Origin of the sequence: Citrobacter sp. BDA59-3 (assembly GCF_015167655.1) — a bacterium.
GTDB lineage: Bacteria > Pseudomonadota > Gammaproteobacteria > Enterobacterales > Enterobacteriaceae > Phytobacter > Phytobacter diazotrophicus.
Genome location: NZ_CP063427.1, coordinates 5,013,359 through 5,028,367 on the forward strand (window position 1 = coordinate 5,013,359; position 15,009 = coordinate 5,028,367).

Annotated in this window: 13 protein-coding genes and 2 pseudogenes; 6 read left to right on the forward strand and 9 right to left on the reverse strand. The window is 52.4% G+C overall.

What is annotated here, in order from left to right; all coding sequences use genetic code 11:
* Window positions 1-57: 57 nt before the first annotated feature.
* Window positions 58-852: an SDR family NAD(P)-dependent oxidoreductase gene (locus tag IP582_RS23660; RefSeq protein WP_193794581.1), complete on the forward strand. Its 795-nt coding sequence runs from the start codon at window positions 58-60 to the stop codon at window positions 850-852.
* Between the two features lie 42 nt (window positions 853-894).
* On the opposite strand, the gene IP582_RS23665 is transcribed toward IP582_RS23660, so the two are convergent.
* From IP582_RS23665 to idnD, 6 genes are all read right to left on the reverse strand, one after another.
* Window positions 895-1,869 (reverse strand): AEC family transporter, encoded by a 975-nt coding sequence (locus tag IP582_RS23665; RefSeq protein ID WP_193794582.1) that lies wholly within the window; start codon window positions 1,867-1,869, stop codon window positions 895-897.
* 246 nt (window positions 1,870-2,115) lie between these two features.
* A complete protein-coding gene (locus tag IP582_RS23670; protein WP_228007929.1) occupies window positions 2,116-4,053 on the reverse strand; it encodes a methyl-accepting chemotaxis protein in 1,938 nt (645 codons plus the stop codon).
* A 145-nt stretch (window positions 4,054-4,198) separates the two neighbouring features.
* A complete protein-coding gene (locus IP582_RS23675) occupies window positions 4,199-5,197 on the reverse strand; it encodes a LacI family DNA-binding transcriptional regulator (protein WP_041851308.1) in 999 nt (332 codons plus the stop codon).
* Window positions 5,198-5,267: 70 nt separating this feature from the next.
* Window positions 5,268-6,587: a gluconate:H+ symporter gene (locus tag IP582_RS23680; RefSeq protein ID WP_041851307.1), complete on the reverse strand. Its 1,320-nt coding sequence runs from the start codon at window positions 6,585-6,587 to the stop codon at window positions 5,268-5,270.
* Window positions 6,588-6,651: 64 nt separating this feature from the next.
* Window positions 6,652-7,416, reverse strand: a complete 765-nt coding sequence (gene idnO, locus IP582_RS23685) for a gluconate 5-dehydrogenase (protein WP_193794583.1) — start codon at window positions 7,414-7,416, stop codon at window positions 6,652-6,654.
* A 24-nt stretch (window positions 7,417-7,440) separates the two neighbouring features.
* Window positions 7,441-8,472, reverse strand: a complete 1,032-nt coding sequence (gene idnD / locus IP582_RS23690; RefSeq protein ID WP_071194987.1) for an L-idonate 5-dehydrogenase — start codon at window positions 8,470-8,472, stop codon at window positions 7,441-7,443.
* A 216-nt stretch (window positions 8,473-8,688) separates the two neighbouring features.
* Here idnD and idnK point away from each other — a divergent pair, with 216 nt between their 5' ends.
* On the forward strand, window positions 8,689-9,213 hold the full coding sequence (gene idnK / locus IP582_RS23695) for a gluconokinase (RefSeq protein ID WP_103245162.1): 525 nt from the start codon (window positions 8,689-8,691) through the stop codon (window positions 9,211-9,213).
* 4 nt (window positions 9,214-9,217) lie between these two features.
* Here idnK and IP582_RS23700 read toward each other — a convergent pair.
* From IP582_RS23700 to IP582_RS23710, 3 genes and pseudogenes are all read right to left on the reverse strand, one after another.
* Window positions 9,218-9,473, reverse strand: a pseudogene (locus tag IP582_RS23700) (Txe/YoeB family addiction module toxin).
* 5 nt (window positions 9,474-9,478) lie between these two features.
* Window positions 9,479-9,622 (reverse strand): annotated as a pseudogene (locus IP582_RS23705) (type II toxin-antitoxin system Phd/YefM family antitoxin); the annotation flags it as partial.
* The gene (locus tag IP582_RS23710; RefSeq protein ID WP_193794584.1) at window positions 9,623-10,546 is read right to left on the reverse strand and encodes a LysR substrate-binding domain-containing protein; all 924 of its coding nucleotides are present in this window, start codon (window positions 10,544-10,546) and stop codon (window positions 9,623-9,625) included.
* Between the two features lie 401 nt (window positions 10,547-10,947).
* Here IP582_RS23710 and IP582_RS23715 point away from each other — a divergent pair, with 401 nt between their 5' ends.
* From IP582_RS23715 to IP582_RS23730, 4 genes are read left to right on the forward strand one after another with little or no spacing between them, the layout of a single operon-like run.
* On the forward strand, window positions 10,948-12,276 hold the full coding sequence (locus IP582_RS23715) for an MFS transporter (RefSeq protein WP_193794585.1): 1,329 nt from the start codon (window positions 10,948-10,950) through the stop codon (window positions 12,274-12,276).
* A gap of 42 nt (window positions 12,277-12,318) precedes the next feature.
* Entirely contained in the window at window positions 12,319-13,068 is a 750-nt protein-coding gene (locus IP582_RS23720; protein WP_193794586.1) for an SDR family NAD(P)-dependent oxidoreductase, read from the forward strand.
* An 11-nt stretch (window positions 13,069-13,079) separates the two neighbouring features.
* Window positions 13,080-13,925 (forward strand): transketolase, encoded by an 846-nt coding sequence (locus tag IP582_RS23725; RefSeq protein ID WP_079496972.1) that lies wholly within the window; start codon window positions 13,080-13,082, stop codon window positions 13,923-13,925.
* Window positions 13,925-14,926, forward strand: a complete 1,002-nt coding sequence (locus IP582_RS23730; RefSeq protein WP_193794587.1) for a transketolase family protein — start codon at window positions 13,925-13,927, stop codon at window positions 14,924-14,926. The genes IP582_RS23725 and IP582_RS23730 overlap by 1 nt, the downstream gene beginning before the upstream one ends.
* Window positions 14,927-15,009: the final 83 nt, after the last annotated feature.

A 15,009-nucleotide genomic window follows, 5' to 3' on the forward strand; every position in this document is an offset into this window, starting at 1 on the left:
CCGCGAGCAGGCTGCTACGCTTAACGTTCTGTATGCATAAAGAGGAAGGAGCAGAGGATGAAAATTGATCTGAGTGGGAAAGTCGCACTGGTCACCGCCTCGACCGGCGGCATTGGTTTCGCCATAGCTACGGGGCTTGCCGAAAGCGGTGCGGAAGTGATCCTCAACGGACGTAGCGAGGCATCAGTGAATAAAGCGCTCCAGACGCTGAATGAGCGTGTACCGGGCGCAAAAGTGCGTACCGCCATTGCCGACCTGAGTTCGGCTGAGGGGGTCGAAACCTTATTAAGCGCGGCAACGGATGCCGATATCCTGGTCAATAACGCCGGGATTTACGGGCCGCAGGATTTTTATGCCACCGACGATGCAACCTGGGAAAATTACTGGCAAACCAATGTGATGTCGGGCGTGCGTCTTTCCCGTGCGTTGCTGCCAGCGATGGTGAAAAAAGGTTGGGGCCGCGTGGTCTTTATCTCCTCGGAATCGGCGCGCAACATTCCTGCCGATATGATTCATTACGGCGTGACCAAAACGGCCCAGCTCTCGCTGGCGCGCGGGCTGGCGAAGTTTGTCGCCGGTAGTGGCGTGACGGTCAACAGCGTGTTACCCGGCCCGACCCTTTCCGATGGCTTTGCCGCCATGATGCAGGACGAAGTGGCAAGAACTGGCAAGTCACTGGAAACGCTGGCGAAAGAGTTTGTGATGGCTCACCGTCCCAGCTCCGTTATTCAGCGGGCAGCAACGGTTGAAGAAGTGGCGAACATGGTGGTCTACGTTTGCTCGACTCAGGCATCGGCGACCTCAGGCGCGGCGCTGCGCGTTGACGGCGGCGTGGTGGACGACATTCTTTAACGCGTTTCTGGCAGGGCACGCGGTGTGCCCTGCCGGGAGAAATTACGGCCATGCAGGATAGAAGCGGCTCATCAGGATCATCAGCATTGGCGTAGTCAGGGTAGAAAGCAGAGTGGAAATCAACATGCTGGTTGCCGTCGCCCCTTGCAACACTTTGAATTTCTGCGCCATCAGATAGACGTTTATCCCCACCGCCATTGACCCCAATAAAACCACCACCTGGCTCTCCTGCTGCGGCAGATGCAGTGCGTAAGCGAGCGCCCAAATCAGCGCAGGCATCAACACCAGTTTAATCAGGCAGATAGCCGCGCTTTCCCGCAGCCCCTGGCTAATATTGTAATGCGAGAGGCTCATGCCCAGCGTTACCAGGGTTAACGGCGCGGCAACCTGCCCTAACATGCTGACGGGGCCATCAATAAATTGCGGCAAGGAATGGTGAGTTGCGCTCCAGGAAAAACCAGAAAAAATGCCGATAATCAGCGGATTACGCAGCACGTTGACCAGCGTTTTGCCGATGCCTTTCCAGGAAAAACTGCCGCTCTGCGCCCACTCCACCGAGACAGTTACCAGCGTCCACAGAATCAGGCTGTTAAACACCAGTACCAGCGCGACCGAGGCGAGGCTGGCCTGCCCCAGAAGAATCACCGCGACCGGGATCCCGAGCATGACGTTATTGGAAAAAATCCCCCCAAGGCCAAATACCGATGCCGAGATGGCATCAAGGCCAAAAACGCTTTTTGCGACAATGCGTCCGACAATATAGATCAACAGGCAACTGCCGAAATAGGCGATCAGCAAACGCATATCCACCGGCGGGCTTTGGTAGAACTTGCTCATGACTTTAAATAACATGCAGGGCAAGGCAATCGAAAAACAGAAGCGGTTAAATACCCCACTGGCGGCCTCCGGCCAGCCGGCAAAACGCCCAAGACAATAACCCAACGCAATTAAGGAAAATAAAGGCGCAGACAGGATCATCTGCTGCGTAAGTTGCCCCAGAAAATTCGTTGTTTCCATCCGTTACCCTGCCCGTATCACCGTACAAATGAATGATTTTTTATGTTTTTTGGCAGTATAGGGGTTTTGCCATGAAGAGTCAGTCTGGCTGAAACGGTCTGTATAAATGACCTGGTCATATATGGCAGATGAATAAAATGGCCAGGTCAGGCAATTCCCGGATGGCGGCGCAAGCACCTTATCCGGGCAATAATGTGTAGCCCCGGTTAGCGCAGCGCCACCGGGGACAAAATCATAACCCACTCATTACGAATAGCTCTTCCGCGCATCCGAGAAAAACGCCAGCGTCTCCTCCAGACTCTTCGCCTGCTCCTCCAGCGACATGGCCGCCGCAGAGATCTGCTGCACCAGAGACGCATTCTGCTGGGTGGCGCTATCCATCTGATTGACCGCCTCGCTCACCTGACTCACGCCTTTCGTTTGCTCATCCAGCGCCTGCACAATCTCGGCAATCATCTGATGCACACTGGAAACCGAGGTAATGATTTGCTTCATCATCGCCCCCGTCTCATTCACCAGCGTAACCCCTTTACTGACACGCCCGGACGACTCCTCAATCAGCGCTGAAATCTCTTTGGCCGCACTGGCGCTGCGCTGTGCAAGGCTGCGTACTTCACCGGCCACTACCGCGAAGCCTCTGCCCTGCTCACCGGCGCGGGCCGCTTCAACCGCCGCGTTCAACGCCAGAATATTGGTCTGAAAAGCGATGCTGTCGATGATGCTGTTAATATCGCCAATCTTGCCGGCGCTCTCATCAATCTTGCCGATGATATCCACCACTTGTGCCACCAGCAATTCCCCCTGCCCGGCAATTTGCGCCGCGTTCTGCGTCAGTGATGTTGCCTTGTGCGCATTCTCCGCGTTGTTTTTGACGGTCACGGAAATCTGCTCCATGCTCGCCGCCGTCTGTACAATCGCCGCCGCCTGCTCTTCGGTCCGCGAAGCTAAATCGAGGTTGCCTGCCGCGATTTCACTGCTTCCCGCCCGCACGGAATGGCTGGCATCGCTGATGCTGCCCACAATACGCCGGAGCTGGGCTTGCATGGTGTGCAGGGCATAAAAGATGCTGCTGCTATCGCCGTTACGTACCGCAATCTGATGACTCAAATCCCCTTGCGCCACGGACAGCGCAATCTCTGAGGCTTCCGTCGGCTCGCCGCCTACCGGGCGCGCAACCTTGCGGGTAAACACCATCGCTACCACCACGCTGACAATGATAATACTCAGGATCATCAGCAGGATGGCGTTACGCAGGTAGTGCCACGCTTCGGCCATGACGACGCTGACTGGCGTCACAATCGCCAGCTTCCATGGCGTCTGACTGTTACCAATGTCGATGGTGCGCCAGGTCACAAACGCCGGTTCTTTTAGCAGGGCATCGTCGGTGCGCACCACCGCTTCCGCGCCGATTGTCCCCGTCCAGGGTTTACCCGTTGCCACCTTATCAGGGCTGGAAACCACTTTGTTATCCGCCGAGAGCAACAGCGCGTAACCCGTCCCCTCCCATGGCTTGATGGCGCCAATCATTTTTTGCAGCGTTTCCAGCGAGAAATCCGAAGTCACAGAGCCCTGAAACTTACCGTCGCGGATAATCGGCGCCGCGATGGAGGTCAGCATCACATCCACACCGTTATAGGGGTAGATATACGGCTCGATAATCACCTCTTTCTGGCGCTGACGCGGCAAAAGGTAGTAGTCGCCGCTGCCCGGTGTTTCATAATCCACCAGGTTGTGTAGCGCCGGGTTACCACTGTTATCCCGGTCAACATAGCGGGCGTAGCGGCCAGCCGGATCCTGATCCGCTTTTCCCGCAAACTCCGCGTCTTTGCCGTCAAACGTATTGGCTTCAAAGGCCAGTGACATCGACAAAAAATCAGGGTGCTGATGCAGATAATCGGCCAATAACTGGTCCAGGCCACGCCGTTCTGTCAGCCCGGCCTGATGTAATGCCCAGGCACTGTTGCCTAAATCGCGCGCGGCGTTCAGCGCAGAGTCGAGCTGTTGCTGAACACGTAATGATTCAGTGAGCGCAATTTGCTGGAGATGTCTTTTGGCGACCGCTTCTTGCTGGCCCATAGATTGCCAGAGCAACAGGCCAATGGTGACCAGGAACCCGGTGGTGATGGTGACAAAAATAGACGCCAGCATGAGTGTTCTGGCTGTGAGTTTTTTACGTGTGCTCATGTTTCCCCGCTCGGGCAATCGCCCTGTGGCAAATAACCCAATTAACTCATGCTTCATATATCGGTAAAGCCTGCTTAACACTTCACAGAAATTTGCATGAAATTTTTTTTACCCGGAAGGAGGCTCATTGAGCGTACTGAGGAAATCAGAGGGTCTTTCCCTGATAGATTTGATAACCCAAATCGACAGTGTTGTGGTTGAGCGCGTCATTTTTTAGCTTATTCAATAACATCTGTGCTGCCATTCTGCCGATATCGAAGCGCGGCGTGATCACGCTCGCCAGGCTTGGGATCATCTGTTTCCCCATTTCCAGGCCATGAAAACCGGCGATGGAAATGCGCTCCGGGACGGCAAGGTCGTGCTCGCGGCAGTAAAACAGCGCGCCCATCGCAATATCGTCATTCGTGCAAAAAACGCCATCCAGATCCGGGTGGGTTTTAAAGGCTTCGGCCATAAGCTGCGATCCAAGGTAGATAGACGAGCTCGCGCGGGGGTTGATACGGTAAGCCTCCAGTTGATGCTGATTCATGGCATCGCAATAACCGCAAAAGCGCTGCTCATCACGCATATCGTCTTTCGAACCCAGATAGATAATTTTACGCCGCTGACGCTTAGCCAGCATGGTGCTCACCATGTCGAAGGCGGCCTGACGATTATCAAACCCCACTTCCATATCCATTTTGGCGCCCTGCACATCCATCAGCTCAACAATCGGGATTTTGGCGGAGCGCAGAAACTTAACGGTACGAACGGTATGGTGCTTTTCGGAAAGAATAATGCCGTCGATATTGTAGGAGAGCAGATTGATCACCGACTCCTCTTCGGACTCTTTGTTGTAATTATAGTTGGCGATAAGTGTCTGATAATTATGGTCGGATGTCACAGACTCAATACCCGCGAGAATGTCAGCAAATAACTGATTCTGGAATGAGGGGATCAGCACACCGAGCGTATAGCTTTGCGCATTGAGCAACATGCCGGGCGCACGATTGGGTATGTAGTTGATCTCTTCCATGATCATCGCGATGCGCTCGCCGGTGGCCCTGGATACGGTTTTAGGCGAGCGGATATAGCGGCTGACGGTCATTTTGGTGACCCCCGCCAGCGTGGCGATATCCTGAAGTGAAATTCTGTGATTTCTCATCGTCTCTCCCTCCCCGGGGAAAGCGGTTTATCCACTTCCCCCAGGAATACCGTCATTGCGAAAAATGAAGTTAATGCAGGATGGCGTTAAGCGTCAGCACACCCAGTAAACCCATAAATGAAATTAGCGTTTCCATTACTGTCCATGTACGCAGTGTCTCACCAACGCTGAGATTAAAGTAGCCTTTGAACAGCCAGAATCCAGGATCGTTGACGTGTGACGCAATTACGCTGCCCGCTCCGGTAGCCAGCACCATCAGCGCCGGATCGGCATGGGTGACATTGATTATCGGCAGCACAACGCCAGCGGTCGTGATGGCCGCCACGGTGGCAGAGCCCAGCGCGATACGCAGCACGGCAGCAACGGTCCAGCACATCAGCAGCGGCGAGAGGGTTGTGCCCGTCATCAATTGTGAGATGTATTTGCCTACTCCGCTATCAACCAGCACCTGTTTGAACGCCCCACCGCCCGCAATAATGAAGACAATCATTGCGATAGCACCGATGGAGGCGCCGACCATTTCCATCACTTTTTCGAGATTACGGCCATTGCGCAACCCGAGAGTGAAAATGGCGATCACGATGGCGATAAACAGGGCCACCGCCGGGTTACCGACAAACTCAAAGAAGAGACGCGCGCTATTGCCTTTTGGCAGGGTAATTTCACAAACCGCGGCAATTGCCATCAGGATCACGGGCATTACCGCCGCGAAAATACTGTTCCAGAAGCCCGGCATTTCATGATCGGCAAAAATATGCGGGTTGAATAACCCCTCCGGCGGCGCTTTTTCAAAACGCGTCAGCAGTTTCGAAAACAGCGGCCCGGCGACAATCACCGTCGGAATAGTAATGATCATGCCATACAGCAGGGTTGTCCCCAGATTGGCCTCAAAAATGGTGGCGATAGCGGTCGGCCCCGGATGCGGCGGCAGAAAACAGTGGGTTACGGACAGCGCGGTCACCATAGGTACACCGACATAGAGCAGCGGCAGGCCAGACGACGCCACCACGGTAAACACCAGCGGCAACAGCAGGACAAAGCCCACTTCGAAAAACATCGCCAGCCCCACGACCAGACCGGTAATCACCAGCGCCCATTGCACCCGCTCTTTACCGAATGTCGCAATCAGCGTCGTGGCGATACGCTGAGCGGCACCGGTGTCAGAAATCAGCTTCCCCAGCATGGCGCCAAAGCCAAGAATCATCGCCAGGCCGCCTAACGTTCCGCCAATTCCCCCCTGAATGGAGTGCAGCACGGCCTGCGCATCCATACCTTCGGCAAATCCCACAACGGCGGCAACCAGCACCAGGGCGATAAACCCATTAACTTTAAAACCAATCATTAAGACCAGCAGCAGCGCTACGCCTGCCGCGATAATCAGTAATGGCATAATCTTGTCTCTTGTTATGTGCCGAACCAGCAGCGCCGCAGCGCTGCATCTTAGTACTAACGAGTCACACAGCGACCAGCATGCCGCCGTCAACGAACAGAAGATGACCGTTAACAAAATCAGAGGCTTTAGAGGAGAGGAACACTGCCGCGCCAATCAACTCTTCCGGGTTACCCCAACGCGCCGCAGGCGTACGTTTGCAGAGCCAGCCGGTGAAGGCTTCGTCTTCGACCAGCGCTTTGGTCATCTCGGTTTTGAAATAACCCGGAGCAATGCCATTCACCTGAATGTTGTGTCGTGCCAGCTCAACGCACATGCCACGGGTCAGCATTTTTACCGCGCCTTTAGACGCGGCGTACGGCGTGATGGTGTCGCGTCCCAGTTCACTCTGCATGGAACAGATGTTGATCACTTTCCCGGCCTGACGCTCAACCATGCGACGGGTGACCGCTTGTGACACCAGGAAAACCGCCGTCTGGTTAACCGCGATCACGTCATTCCACTCCTGTTCCGGGAAGTCATTAAACGGGTGGCGGCGCTGGATACCGGCATTATTGACCAGAACATCAATCGGCCCGGTTTGTTCTTCGATACGTGCAATGGCGGCATCGATTTCTACTTTTTTGGTCACGTTAAACGGTGCGGCCACAGCGCGGATATCCGCTGCGCGCAGTTTTTCAACAGCGGCATCAGCCCGCTCCTGATTAATATCGTTAACGATGATTTGTGCGCCATATTTCCCAAGGCCGGTTGCTAATAAGTAGCCAATACCCTGTGCGGAACCGGTAATCAGGACATTCTTGCCCGCCAGTGAAAAAAGGTCGTTCATGGTCTTATTCCTTATCACGATGCATTAAAAAACGAGTTGAACTTTGGCGGCCTGGGTTTTATCGCCCGCGAATTTCAGCGCCTGCTCCAGCTCGGTGAAGGGGTATTCGCCGCTTAATAACGGCAGGGGATCCACCACGCCATTCGCCAGCCAGGAGACAGCGGTATTAAATTCAGTGGTGAAACGGAAGGAGCCTTTCAGGGCAATCTCTTTGGCGATGAGCATCATCATCGGGAAATCCGCTACCGCGCCGCCCATCCCCACCTGAACCATCGCCCCTCTGGCGCGCGTCACTTCCAGGCAAGTGGTAATGGATGTCGGATTCCCCGACACTTCGAAGCTGACATCGAAGTAACCTTTTTCCGCTTTCCACGGCGTCAGATCGGCGCTACGCGGATCGAGGAGCGTGTCGGCCCCCATTTTTTGCGCCAGTTCCAGCGAGCGAGGGCTGATATCCGCGCAGACGATTTCTGCCGCGCCCAGCGTTTTCACCGCGCTGACAATCAGGCAGCCAATCGGGCCTACGCCTGAGATAAAGACACGCTTGCCTTGTAAGTCACCGGCCTGATGAGCAGCGTGAATAGCAACCGCCAGCGGTTCGGCAAAGGCCATGATTTTGGCATCGGCATTACTGGAGAAAGGAACGCATTGCGCGGTATCCACCACTTTAAAGCGGGTAAAACCACCGTCAACATGCGGGAAATACATGGCGCTGCCAAAGAAGCGCATTTCCGTACACTGATTTTCTTCTTTCGCCAGGCAATATTTACAATGACCACAAGGTTTTGATGGATTTACTGCTACAGTCTGGCCTTCTTGTAATTTTTCGGAATCTGAATGAACAATTTTGCCAATAACTTCATGGCCTAACACCATCGGTGCTTTAACAGAAAAATTACCAACCTTGCCTTCCTGATAATAATGTAAATCGGATCCACAAATCCCCCCTCGGGTTATTTGTACCAATGTACCCTTATTATTCCATTCAATTTCCTGGTCGGTAACGTCAACAGTTTGCTTTCCCGCTACAACGCAGGATTGAGTTTTAATCTTCATGTTTCCTCTCTGGTCAGGACGTGGCCTGGTGGGCATTTAAACGGTTTTCCCTGACCTGAATTGTGACGGATGTCACGCTCAAAAATTGTTACACTGCAATGTTACGCATAACGTGACGCGCTTTATAATTCTGCTTTTCATGTGCAGAAAAACATAAACGCATCGCTATTTGCACGGTAATATCCGCGTCATCAAAATGATGACAGGAGTAATTAAATGCGCGGTGAGAGTTATATTTTAATGGGGGTATCGGGAAGCGGAAAAACACTGATTGGAGCCAAAGCCGCCGCTGTACTTGGTGCGAAATTTATTGATGGGGACGATCTCCATCCGGCAAAGAATATTGATAAAATGTCAGCCAGCATTCCCTTAACCGATGAAGACAGATTGCCATGGCTGGAACGATTAAATGACGCGTCTTATAGTCTGTATAAAAAGAATGAAACCGGTTTAATTGTTTGTTCGGCATTAAAGAAACGCTACCGCGATATTCTGCGTAAAGGCAGTCCGAATGTGCATTTTCTGTGGCTGGACGGCGATTATGAAACCATTCTGGCGAGGATGGCAAAACGGCAGGGGCACTTTATGCCGGTTGAATTACTGAAAAGTCAGTTCGCCGCGCTGGAACGCCCGGAACGGCAAGAAGATGACGTCATGCGCATAGACATCAACCATGAGGTCGATAACGTGGTGGAGCAGTGCGTGCAGGCAGTTGCTACGCTGCGGGCCAAAAAGGGATAACCCACTAAAGCGTTATCTGATAGCGGCAAGCCGCCGCAGGAGTGCATCGTTGGTAATGGAATAGACCAGACGATGCTCCCCGGTTATCCGTCGGGAACAAAAACCAACCAGGTTATATTTTAAGGGCTCAGGTTTTCCTTTTCCCTCAAAAGGGGGGGCCGACGAATGTCTTTGATGAGTTCATTAATCTTTTTGACCATGCGCTTGCCCGTCTCCTGCCAGAAAAAATGATCATTCCATGATTCCACCGACCAAACCAGTTTCCCTCAATCATATCCTTCTCAGTTCCGTCGCCAGCCTTGAGACTTTCAATTGAGTTTATGAGTCTTTTGGCGTTTTCCGGTGAGCGCAACAGGTATGCCGTTTCCCCAAGGGAGTTGTATTCATCAAGCGACATCAAAACACCCGCTTAGACCGAAAACCCGGCCGTGCTGAGCTCTTTCTCCGCCCAACACAAAAATGCCTTCACCTTCTCTTTTTGTTCATTCACGTGGGGCAACACAAAATGGTGCGCCGCGACCGACATCCCATGATCGCTGGCAAATACCGGTACCAGGTGGTGCTGACGCAGGTAATCATCCGCAAGCAGATTGCTTTCAAGAATAATCCCCATACCCATTCTGGCCGCCTCAATACTCATATAGGAACGATCAAAGCTAAAGTAGTAGTTCTTATTGTGATGCGCGACACCGTACCAGGAGAGCCAGGTATTCCAGTTCACCAGCGTACTGTCGGAATGGATAAGCTCATAATCCAGTAAATCTGCGGGTTCAGTGATGGATTTGCCCGCCAGATAATCCTGAGAGGCATAAGGGATCACCTTCTCATTTTTAATAGTTCGTACATGTAATGTTGGCCACTCCGGTAAACCGTGGCGGATATCAATGTCCAGATTGTCCCGTGAAAACTGTAGATTTTCATAGGAGCAGGTCAGACTGATTTTTAAATCCGGGTACTCTTTTCTGAATTTATTTAACCGCTGGATAAGCCATAGCAGGCCAAAACTGGGCGCTGAATGAATGCGTAAATGTTCGTGATGGATATCGTTTATTACCTGGTCGGTTGCCCGTCCAATAATACTGACCGCCCCGGAGACCTCCTGCAAATATTTCTCACCAATATGAGTTAATAAAACACCTTTGCCGCTACGGATAAATAACTTCTTGCCAATAAATTGTTCCAGACTGGCAACCTGATGACTTACTGCCGATGCGGTAATATTCATAATATCAGCAGCCTGATTAATACTGCCAGTGTTTGCCACTTCAATAAATGTCTGAATATTTCTTAACGAGGGGATGGGTAAAGATTTTTTGGTGTTCACTTTTGTCATTTGCTCACTCACTTTGGTGCATTAACGTGATACCTCATATCGCGACATTCATTACTTCACTGTAAGTAGATCCTTGTTATAACGCCCACCAGACAACAGTGTAAGTGATAGAAAAACAAATAAATCCGCCATACAAGCTAAAAGGATAGATTTACCCTGATGTGGTCATTTTTTGTGACGCACATGGCATTTTCAGCCACCAAAATGGCTAAACAGGCTGGATCTAACGATGTTTATTTGCGTTAACTCACGAATCAAATTTTTCTCAACCTCAATTGAGTTTTTTTGCATGCCCGCCGTTTTGACGCGTTGGTATATTTCGCTCGCAGGTCTGAAAAATAATCGTGACCGCGGAGTCCGGAATGTACCCTTAAACTAAAAAAAAGATAAGAGGTAAACCTATGTCCCGTATAGATAACCTTGTCTGTACCGGCGCCAGAAAAACAAACTACCGATTTGTAGTGCTGGCGATCATATTCGCGGTATACGCGATAAATTATGCTGATCGTACAAATATTGGTGCGGTTCTGCCATTTATTATCGAAGAATTCCATATTAATAACTTCGAAGCCGGTGCCATTGCCAGTATGTTTTTCCTTGGCTATGCCGTCAGTCAAATCCCCGCCGGTTTCTTTATCGCTAAACGCGGTACCCGTGGTCTGGTGGCGCTGTCCATTTTTGGTTTCTCGGCCTTTACCTGGCTGATGGGAACAGTCAGCTCTGTCCTCGGCTTAAAACTGGTGCGTTTAGGTCTTGGCTTAAGCGAGGGGCCATGCCCGGTCGGCCTCGCATCGACCATCAATAACTGGTTCCCGGCAAAAGAGAAGGCCACGGCAACGGGCGTCTACATCGCCGCAACTATGTTTGCCCCCATCATTGTGCCTCCCCTGGCTGTGTGGATTGCCGTCACCTGGGGCTGGCGATGGGTTTTCTACTCGTTTGCCATTCCTGGCATTGTCATCGCCGTCATCTGGTATCTATTCGTTAAATCCAGACCCTCTGAGAGCCACCTGGTATCGGAGAGCGAATTGTCGGTGATTACCGATGGTGCCGGTGCGCAGGAAAAGACGCGCGAAAATATCCAGATGCATGCCAAATTCACCACCCTCGATAAACTGATTCGCGTCAGAAAGCTGGAACCGATTGCCACCGTCAAAGGTTTATTCACCTCGAAGAATATTCTGGGTGACTGTCTGGCTTATTTTATGATGGTAAGCGTGTTGTATGGCCTGCTCACCTGGATCCCGCTTTATCTGGTTAAAGAAAAAGGCTTCGATTTTATACGCATGGGTCTGGTCGCCAGTATGCCGTGTATCGGTGGTTTTGTCGGCGCCATCGGCGGCGGTTATATTTCAGATAAATTACTCGGGCGTCGCCGTAAGCCGACCATGATCTTCACCGCTATTTCCACGGTGATAATGATGATTATCATGTTGAACATTCCGCAAAATACAACGGCGGTCTGCGTGGGGTTATTCTTCGTGGGATTATGCCTGAATATCGGCTGGCCCGCATTTACCGCTTACGGTATGGCCGTATCCGACAGTAAAACGTACCCAATCGCTTCATCCATTATTAATAGCGGCGGGAACTTGGGTGGTTTTGTTTCTCCGATGGTTGCTGGTTTTTTATTAGATACCACGGGCAATTTTAATTCCGTATTCACTTATTTTGGTGCCTGTGCAGCCGTTGGTCTTCTTATTATTTTAACTCTCGACGAAGCGCAATAGTATTTATTACCCAACACCTTATCAATTGTCATGGAGTAAATTATGTTGTTAAAAAACAAAGTCGCCATTATCACTGGCGCGGCCTCCCCTCGCGGTTTAGGTTTTGCCACGGCAAAATTATTCGCAGAGAACGGTGCGAAAGTGGTCATTATTGATTTAAACGAAGAGGCCAGTAAAAGTGCTGCTGCGATGCTTGGTACGGAACATATTGGCCTTGCTGCCAATGTGGCAAACGAAATTCAGGTTCAGGCAGCCATTGAGCAGGTATTAGCAAAATATGGGCGTATCGATGTACTGGTCAATAATGCAGGTATTACCCAGCCGATTAAATTGATGGATATTAAGCGCGAGAATTACGATGCCGTCCTGGATGTCAGCCTGCGCGGTACGTTAATCATGTCTCAGGCGGTTATCCCGACGCTACGAGCACAAAAATCCGGCAGCATTGTTTGTATCTCTTCGGTATCAGCGCAACGCGGCGGTGGTATTTTCGGTGGCCCACATTACAGCGCAGCCAAAGCCGGTGTGTTGGGTTTGACCCGCGCCATGGCCCGAGAGCTTGGCCCGGATAATATCCGCGTCAATGCCATCACTCCTGGACTGATTCAAACAGATATCACCGCAGGCAAGCTCACAGACCAGATGCGCGACAACATTCTTGCCGGGATCCCCATGAACCGTCTTGGTGATGCGGTGGATATCGCCCGCGCCGCACTGTTCCTCGGCAGCGATCTCTCTTCTTACTCAACGGGTATCACGCTGGATGTTAATGGCGGGATGTTAATTCACTAAGGAACTGCATCATGACAAATCACGATATCCAAAAAGTCGCTGCGGCGGCATGGCGCATTCGCCGCTACGCCCTACGCATGGGCGAGGTGCAGGGCCAGGGTTACATCGGCCAGGCGCTGGGTTATGCCGACGTACTTGGCACCGCGTTTGCTCACATTATGAATTTCCGTCCGGATGAGCCAGAGTGGGAAGAGCGTGATCGCTTTCTGTTGTCCCACGGTCACTATGCCATCGCCTATTACGCGGCGCTGATTGAAGCGGGGATCATTGCCGAGGAAGAGCTGGAAACCTATGGCTCTGATGACAGCCGTCTGCCGATGTCTGGCATGGCCACCTACACCCCGGCAATGGAAATATCCGGCGGGTCGCTGGGCCAGGGACTGAGCATCGCCGTTGGTATGGCGCTTGGCCTGCGGCAGAAGAAAAACCCGGCGCTGGTGATTAACTCCATGTCAGATGGCGAACTGGATGAAGGTTCGACCTGGGAAGCGGCGATGTCCGCCGCACATTACGGGCTGACCAACCTGATCAACATTGTCGACGTGAACAAGCAGCAGGCCGATGGCGATTCACGAAAGATTCTTGGTTTTGAGCCGCTACATGAGAAATGGGCCTCGTTTGGCTGGTACGTCCAGCGCGTGGATGGCAATGACCTGCCAGCCGTCATCAAAGCTTTTGAAAATGCCAAAAGTTACCCGGAAAACCAACCGCGCGTGATCCTCTGCGACACCCTGATGGGCAAAGGTGTGCCGTTCCTGGAAACCCGCGACAAAAACCATTTTATTCGCGTCGATGCCGACGAATGGCAAAAAGCGATTGCCGTGCTGGATGCCAACAAACCGGAAGGAGTGCTGTAATGAGCCAGACCACCGCGGGCAAAACCCGCTTAAAAACGTCTGCCATGATTGCGTCGATTGCCGATGAAGGTCAGGCCACGATCCCTGCCCCGTTTGGCACCGCACTATCAAAATTGGCCGCTGAGCGCCCGGATATTGTCGGGATGACCGCCGATCTGTCGAAATACACCGATCTGCATATTTTTGCCCAGGCCTTCCCTGAGCGCTTCTTCCAGATGGGGATGGCAGAGCAACTGTTGATGGGGGCCGCAGGCGGCATGGCGAAAGAGGGCTTTACCTCCTTCGTCACTACCTATGCGGTGTTCGCCACCCGTCGCGCCTATGACTTTATTCACCAGGTGATTGCCGAAGAGCATCTGAATGTGAAAATTTGCGCTGCGCTACCGGGTCTGACGACAGGCTATGGCCCCAGCCACCAGGCCACCGAAGACCTGGCGATCATGCGCGGCGTGCCCGGCCTGACCATTGTTGACCCTTGCGATGCACTGGATACTGACCAGGCGGTACGGGCTATCGCTGACCATAACGGTCCGGTCTATATGCGTCTGCTGCGTGGCAAAGTCCCACTGGTGCTGGATAAATATGACTACAAATTCGAGCTGGGCAAAGCAAAGCTGCTGGAAGAGGGCAACGACGTGCTGATTATCTCCTCCGGTATCATGACTATGCGCGCACTCGAAGCGGCGGAAAAACTGCGTCATGACAACGTTAGCGTGGCGGTGTTACATGTGCCGACCATCAAACCGTTGGATGAGCAGACCATCCTGGCGCAGGCCGCCAAACCGGGCCGCCTGGTCGTGACCGCAGAAAACCATACTTGCGTGGGTGGCTTGAGCGAGGCGGTCGCCGCCCTGCTGATGCGTAAACGCGTAAGCTGCGAATTCGATGTGGTTTCCCTGCCGGATGAGTTTCTTCATGCTGGTGCGCTTCCCACGCTACACGATCGCTACGGCATCTCCACCACGGCGATGGTCGAAAAAATCAAACTGCGTCTTCAATAACCATATCGCCGCCGTACTTTTACGGCGGCACGGTTTATCCGGTTCAAATTGCCAGCCGGAGCAGTCGTCACCATACGACTGCC

Excerpts from the sequence above, each read along its gene's own strand:
- IP582_RS23660 (WP_193794581.1), top strand. The coding sequence starts at position 58 with ATGAAAATTGATCTGAGTGGGAAAGTCGCACTGGTCACCGCCTCGACC.
- IP582_RS23665 (WP_193794582.1), bottom strand. The coding sequence starts at position 1,869 with ATGGAAACAACGAATTTTCTGGGGCAACTTACGCAGCAGATGATCCTG.
- IP582_RS23670 (WP_228007929.1), bottom strand. The coding sequence starts at position 4,053 with ATGAGCACACGTAAAAAACTCACAGCCAGAACACTCATGCTGGCGTCT.
- IP582_RS23675 (WP_041851308.1), bottom strand. The coding sequence starts at position 5,197 with ATGAGAAATCACAGAATTTCACTTCAGGATATCGCCACGCTGGCGGGG.
- IP582_RS23680 (WP_041851307.1), bottom strand. The coding sequence starts at position 6,587 with ATGCCATTACTGATTATCGCGGCAGGCGTAGCGCTGCTGCTGGTCTTA.
- idnO (WP_193794583.1), bottom strand. The coding sequence starts at position 7,416 with ATGAACGACCTTTTTTCACTGGCGGGCAAGAATGTCCTGATTACCGGT.
- idnD (WP_071194987.1), bottom strand. The coding sequence starts at position 8,472 with ATGAAGATTAAAACTCAATCCTGCGTTGTAGCGGGAAAGCAAACTGTT.
- idnK (WP_103245162.1), top strand. The coding sequence starts at position 8,689 with ATGCGCGGTGAGAGTTATATTTTAATGGGGGTATCGGGAAGCGGAAAA.
- IP582_RS23710 (WP_193794584.1), bottom strand. The coding sequence starts at position 10,546 with ATGACAAAAGTGAACACCAAAAAATCTTTACCCATCCCCTCGTTAAGA.
- IP582_RS23715 (WP_193794585.1), top strand. The coding sequence starts at position 10,948 with ATGTCCCGTATAGATAACCTTGTCTGTACCGGCGCCAGAAAAACAAAC.
- IP582_RS23720 (WP_193794586.1), top strand. The coding sequence starts at position 12,319 with ATGTTGTTAAAAAACAAAGTCGCCATTATCACTGGCGCGGCCTCCCCT.
- IP582_RS23725 (WP_079496972.1), top strand. The coding sequence starts at position 13,080 with ATGACAAATCACGATATCCAAAAAGTCGCTGCGGCGGCATGGCGCATT.
- IP582_RS23730 (WP_193794587.1), top strand. The coding sequence starts at position 13,925 with ATGAGCCAGACCACCGCGGGCAAAACCCGCTTAAAAACGTCTGCCATG.